This window comes from Paenibacillus sp. AR247, from assembly GCF_002968895.1.
Classification (GTDB): domain Bacteria; phylum Bacillota; class Bacilli; order Paenibacillales; family Paenibacillaceae; genus Paenibacillus_AQ; species Paenibacillus_AQ favisporus.
This window is the reverse complement of record NZ_PCZT01000009.1, coordinates 1,323,660-1,330,146: the sequence shown is the minus strand read 5'-3', so window position 1 is coordinate 1,330,146 and position 6,487 is coordinate 1,323,660. Positions and strand designations below refer to the sequence as shown.

General features: G+C 52.4%; 3 protein-coding genes and 1 riboswitch. All 3 genes read left to right on the top strand.

Annotated elements, in window-relative coordinates; all coding sequences use genetic code 11:
- The first annotated feature begins 190 nt into the window (after positions 1-190).
- The 3 genes from CPT76_RS14300 to CPT76_RS14290 all read left to right on the top strand — a co-directional run bounded on the left by CPT76_RS14300 (position 191) and on the right by CPT76_RS14290 (position 6,487).
- Entirely contained in the window at positions 191-886 is a 696-nt protein-coding gene (locus tag CPT76_RS14300; protein WP_181152848.1) for a 4'-phosphopantetheinyl transferase family protein, read from the top strand.
- Between the two features lie 108 nt (positions 887-994).
- Positions 995-1,081: riboswitch (cyclic di-GMP riboswitch) on the top strand.
- Between the two features lie 181 nt (positions 1,082-1,262).
- The gene (locus CPT76_RS14295) at positions 1,263-3,035 is read left to right on the top strand and encodes a methyl-accepting chemotaxis protein (protein WP_105443380.1); all 1,773 of its coding nucleotides are present in this window, start codon (positions 1,263-1,265) and stop codon (positions 3,033-3,035) included.
- 20 nt (positions 3,036-3,055) lie between these two features.
- Positions 3,056-6,487 carry a non-ribosomal peptide synthetase family protein gene (locus CPT76_RS14290; RefSeq protein WP_105444085.1) on the top strand — a complete coding sequence of 1,144 codons (3,432 nt, stop codon included), beginning with the start codon at positions 3,056-3,058 and terminating at the stop codon, positions 6,485-6,487.

Sequence of the window (6,487 nt, the reverse complement as noted above, 5' to 3'; positions counted from 1 at the left end):
GCTATTAAAAAAATAGGAAAAATTGGCCGAATAGTAATAATGAACGTTAGTTTTTTGTAGGAGGTTCAACCTAAACAAATCGATGAATTGGGGAAAATGTACTAGATTTCGCATCTTTCATTTTAGTAGCAAAAGCTGCTGTAAGCGGACCTGGTGATTACGAATGGAGCAACGTGCTCAGGAGGGCTTGATGATCAAACTGTATATGATTGGGATCAAGAATGTTTCTGCGGCGCATTTCGATCATTTTGTGAAACGGGTCTCTCCCGAACGAACCAAACAAGTACGACGAATCAGAAACAGGAGGGATGCTGTAAGAAGCCTGTTCGGCGAAGTCATGGTGCGCTGGGCGGTGAACCAAGTAAAGCCTGCTGCCGCCTTTTCCAAGCCATGGACACGCAGCGAATTCGGCAAACCGGCCTTTGCAGACGAACCGGATATTCACTTTAATCTTTCCCATTCCGGAGATTGGGTGGTAGCCGCCCTCGGCCCGTCTGAACTTGGAGTGGATGTCGAGCAGGTGCTCCCTGTGAACCCGGGAATGGCTGAATTATGTTTTTCACCCGCTGAACTCGGAATGCTTCAACACTTGACCGAAGAAGAGCGGCTGAACCGGTTTTATGACATCTGGACGCTCAAAGAAAGCTATATCAAGTGCATCGGCAGAGGATTAAGTCAGCCGCTGGGCTCATTTACGATCACGGTTCGTCCGGACGGAAACATTGAGTACAGCGGTCCCGACATTGAAGCACGCAATTATCAGTTTATGCTGATCCCGATGGAAGAACCCTATAAGCTCGCGGTCTGTACGAAAGCAAAGGGGCCGATCGAAATTTATACGCCGGAAATGGACCAACTCTTGGATATGGAAATGTTTGCAGGTTAATTTCTGAAATGAATGGAAATATCCATGAAAATTATGGTAGACTAGGTTTGCGAAATGAACAATTTATAGTTACTAATTATTCATTAGTTTCTATAAAAATGTATATGTAAAATCCATAGGCAAAACTGCTGAAAAGCAGTGACGCAAAGCTATAGGGACTACTTCCGAAACGGGATATGTCAGCCAGTTGCAGATGAATTGGTGAGCTGTGGTTTGCATTCCCATAGGTTGCATTTTTTTTGCCCTGAACATGCTGTTTTTCGCCACAGGGAGGTGTGATTCGTACAAAAAACCAAGATCGTTTCTAGCATGGCCAGGTGGATAGGCGCCTGTAAGATTACATAACAGAGAGTCAGACAAAAGGAGAGAAACGAGAATGAGCAAGTTTCAGCAATTTTTCAAGAAGCGGCGGTTTAAAAATTTAAGTATTGTAAGCAGAAGTATGCTGCTGACCAGTCTTTATATTTTCATCACCGGGGCTGTCGTCATTGGCGCAAGCTTTTACATTCAGGGCACCGTTCTGACCGAGCAGCTGCAGTCGGATTCCGGTAAAACGATGGATGCCCTGGTAAAGAGCGTATCGGTACAAGATGTCGAGCAGGCCAAGGATGTTAAGGATCCCAACGCCGCTGTCCAGCAAAAGCTAACGGGAATCTTTGACGAGCTGTCCCGTACGCATCCGAATATTGCCCAAGGGTATATTTTCGGGCCGGAGCTCGAAGGAGGCAATCAAACCTCGATTATTTCGATGCCGTCGGCTGTGCTGGAAATGTTCGCCAAAGATAATTTGCATCTGGGCGATCTGTACGAGCAGCCTAAAATTCATGCCGATGCCGTCCGCGAAATGCTGAAAACGAAAAAACTGGTGTTTACCAAAGCATATACAGATAACTATGGTACATGGATCACGGTCCTGTATCCGTTCCAGGATGCAGGCGGCAACATCTTCGCCTACATGGGCATCGACGTGGATGCCAGCCTGGTCTCTACCGGTCAGAATGATCTGCTGCGCAACACGCTGTTCGCCCTGCTGATTACGCTGGTGATCGTACTGGCGCTGCAGTATTACACGAACAGACGGACGTTTGCCCCGATCAAATCGCTAATGACGGCGCTGGACAAGCTCAGCAAAGGCGATTTTACCGTACAGCTGAAGGCTGGCGACGATGAGCTTGGGCAGGTTAACGCCAAATTCAACACGATGGTGAACCAAATCAACGAGCTGGTAGGGACGATTAAAAAAGTATCGGAGCAGTCGGCGGAGCAATCGAAGTTCCTGTTCTCGGCTGTGGAGAACAATAACAAAAACTCGTTGGCCATTACGAAAAATATTGAACAAATGTCCGAGCGGGTTGCACTGCAGAGCACGTCCATCACGGAGAGCGTCGTTTCACTGGAGGAAATTTCGTCAGGTGTCAACACGATTGCCGGCAATACGTCCGAGCTGTCGGACATTTCGATGCAGATGAAGGATCAGTCGGAAAAAGGGAACGAGAACGTTGAGCAGGTTATCGAGCAGATGAATTCGATCAACCACTCGGTTAAAAATTCCGTGGACATTATTGAGAAGCTGCAAGTCCGTTCCCAGGAAATCGGCCAAATTGTCCAGGTCATTACGGAGATTGCTTCCCAGACCAATCTGTTGTCCCTGAACGCAAGCATCGAAGCGGCGCGGGCCGGCGAGGAAGGCCGGGGATTTGCCGTGGTAGCCGATGAGGTCAAAAAATTGTCCGAAGAGTCCAGAAGATCCGCCACGCAAATTATCGAGCTGATCCGCTTCATTCAGGATGAGACCGCACTGGCCGTCGAGGCCATCAGCGAAGGCGAGCAGAACGTCGCCAAAGGGATTGAGGTCGTTAAGGAAACCGGCTCCCTGTTTAAAGGCATGATGATCGCAACCGACTCGGTTACGAGCCAAATTCAGGAGGTTTCTGCAGCGACGCAGCAGATGGTTGCCGAAACTGAGCAAATAACGGCTTCCATTAAACAGCTTGCGGAGCTGGCGGAGAAAAACTCGGCCGTATCCAGCGAGATCAAGACGAGTGCCCAGGAGCAGCAGGCTTCCTTTGACAGAATTTATGATTCCGCCAATCAGATGAACCAGGTGGCTGACCAATTGGAAACCTTAGTCGACAAATTGCGGGTGTAATCATGAAGGAGCTGAACATTTTGAACACAACATCGATAAGCGAGCGCAGCAAGGCATACTGGTCCCAGGAACTCGAGCTTCCTCTGCCCGGACTCAATCTCTACACAGATGAGCCGGTGCGGGAAATTCAGCCCGATATGCTGCGGATCACGGAAACGCTGGACTTGGGACCGGAAGAGGCTGTTGAACTGGGCCGGCTGGGCAACCCTCGTGCCTGGTGGCTGGCTGGTTACGCGGTGTTCCTGTACAGGATGAGCGCCGATCAGGATTTGCTGCTTGGCGTGGTGAGCCGGCAAGGAGAACTGCTGCCGCTTCGCGCAGCGATCAGCGGACAAGATACGTTCCGGCAGGTCTATGCGCGGATCGAAGCCAAGCTGGGAGAGCTGGACGCTGCGGATTTGAGTCTGCAGGAGCTCGAAGAAATGATAGGCCAGCCCCTCGGCTATCAAGCGGTGTACGGCGAGGTTCATGAGAGCCGTCCTGCTTGGCTGGGATGGAACGTTCAGGCGAAATCCGGTCGTTGGACGATGAGCATCGCCTATGCACGCCAGTTGTTCCGGGAACAGACCGTGCGCAAGTTCAGCAGGCATTACGCTCAAATCGTTCGCGGTGCGCTGCGGAACGCGGATCTGGAAATCAGCCGCCTGCCTTTTCTGCTGGAGGAGGATCGGGCCGCTTATACTGCTTTGAATGATACGCAGATGGACCTTCCGGAACAGCCGACGATCGTCCGGATGATGGCTTCCACCGTAGCGAAGTATCCGGACCGGATCGCCGTCACTCAAGATGGGCAGCAGCTAACCTACAAGCAGCTTGACCGGCAGTCCAACCGGATTGCGAACATGCTGCTGTCCAAAGGGCTGCAAAAAGGGCAGTTCGTGCCTATTTTCATGAAACGGAGCCTCGAAACGATTGTTTGCATTCTTGGCGTTATTAAGGCAGGCGGGGCTTACATTCCGCTGGATCCTTCCCATCCGGATGAAAGAAACGCCTATATTATTGCTGACACGCAAACCGGGATGATCCTGACACATGCTGAATATGTGGACCGTCTGGAAACGCTGCTTGCCGGTTTTGACAGGAAGCCGGAAATTCTCCCATTGGGAGAACAGGCGGACTCCTATCCGGAAGAAGCATCTCCGGTTGCCATTGAGCCGGATGATCTGGCCTATATCATTTATACGTCCGGTTCCACAGGCAAGCCGAAAGGAGCCCTGATCGCTCATCAAGGCGTCGTCAACTTGGCGGAGTCCACGCGCAGGGAGATGGATCTGACCGAGGAGGACGTGATTCTTCAGTACTCTACGTTCAGCTTTGACGCGTCGGTCTATGACATTTTCGGATCGCTGGCCTGCGGCAGCCGGCTGCATCTGCTCACCGACGAGGAGCGTTTCTCCATCGACGCCTTCACCGCGGCGGTGGTGGACCAGCAGGCGACGCGCGTAGCAATTCTGCCGACCGTTTTCTTCAACCAGCTTGCCGCTCATTTGCCTGAAGAGGATGCGCCCAAATACGGGAACATCAAGAGCATCATCGTCGGTGGCGAGGCGTTGTCGGGAGAGGCCGTACGCATGCTGCAGAAAAAGCTGCAGGTTCCGATCGTCAATCTTTACGGTCCTACCGAGATTACGGCGGTGGCAACCTCCCATATCGTCGATTATCCGGTTTCGGACGATCTGACGACAGTATGTATCGGAACGCCGCTGAGCAATTATGAATTGTACATCGTCAGCGAGCACGACGAGCTGTGCCCGATCGGAGTTACCGGCGAGCTCCTGATCAGCTCCGTCGGCGTGGGCAAGGGGTATTTGAACCAGCCCGAAAAAACGAAGGAAGCCTTCATCACCGATCCGATTACGCCGGAGTCGGGCAAGAAATTTTACCGTTCGGGCGATATGGTCCGCCTTCTTCCGAGCGGACTGGTGGAGTATCGGGGGAGAAAGGATGCCCAGGTAAAAATCCGGGGCTTCCGGATCGAGATCGGAGAGATCGAGGACAATCTGGCAAAGCATGAGGCCGTCAAAGATATCGCTGTCATTCCAAGAACCGAAGCGGACGGAACCAAAGTGCTCGCTGCCTTTTATACGTCAAATGACGGTCTGCCGGTTGCTTCCAAGGACCTCGCCCAATTTTTAGGCCAAAAGGTGCCCGGCTACATGGTTCCCAAATATATGTGCTTCGTGGATCAAATGCCGCTGTCACCGACAGGGAAAATCGACCGCAAAAAGCTGGCGGCCTTCGAGATCGTGCCGGAAGAGGACGATTCGCCGTATGAAGCCCCGGTCACGGCCATTCAAAAGGAAGTGGCCGCTGCCTGGGAGAAAGCGCTTGGCCAGACGAGAATCGGCATCCACGACGATTTCTTTGAAATCGGCGGCTACTCTTTGAAAATATTGGAGATCCTGGTGCTGCTCAAGCCGAATTATCCGCAGCTGAAGATCAACGATTTTTTCGTCTACCCGACGATTGCCGCATTGGCCGGCCGGATCGAAGTGCTGGCCCATGAAGCGTCCACAGCCGAGGAGGCATTCGGTGAGGACGTTCCGCTGCAGGATTTGGCGGAGTTTCCGCTCAGCTTTTACCCTCAGGATCCTGTCGAAGGGCGGGTATACACGCAGGAGAATATTTTGCTGACCGGCGCGACCGGCTACCTTGGCTCTCACCTGCTATACGAGCTGCTTCGCCAATCGAAAGCTTCGATTTATTGTCTCGTTCGGCCTTCCGGCGTGCAGGAGCCTTATGCCCGGCTGGAACAGACGATGGTCGGATATTTCGGGAATGAAGTCAAACGTCTGATGGACAATCGGGTCATCGCCGTGCATGGCGATCTGGAACAGGAGCATTTAGGATTGAGCGAAGAAGTTCGGGACATGCTGGCAGATCGCCTGGACTCTATCCTCCATTGCGGTGCGGAAGTCAAGCATTTTGGGGAAGCGGACTATTTTGCTAGGGTCAACGTGGACAGCACGAACCGTCTGCTGGCATTGGCCAAATCCAAGCCGGGCGTTCGGTTCCATTTTATTTCGACGCTCGGCATTCCGGAAGATTTGGCGCTGAATGGCCAATGGGCTTCGATCACGGCCGGCTCCGGTTATGACGAAGCTTACGTCGAGAACGTCTATACCAACAGCAAGCTGGCTGCCGAGAAGCTCGTCGTGCAAGCCGGCCGGGAGGGCCTTGCTGCTTCCGTGTATCGCGTAGGCAATTTGTCCTGCCGGTCGGATAACGGCTTATTCCAGAATAACATCGACAACAATGCGTTTTACCGCATGCTTAAGGCAATGCTGCTGCTTAAAAAGGCGCCGGATGTGCGCTGGGAAGTCGATATGACGCCGATCAATTACGCAGGAGAAGCCATTACCGCCTTGGCCCTTCAGGACGCGACCGTCGGACGGATGTTTCATATCTGCAACCCGGTCACGGTATCTTATCGAGACATGGTGCGGTACTAG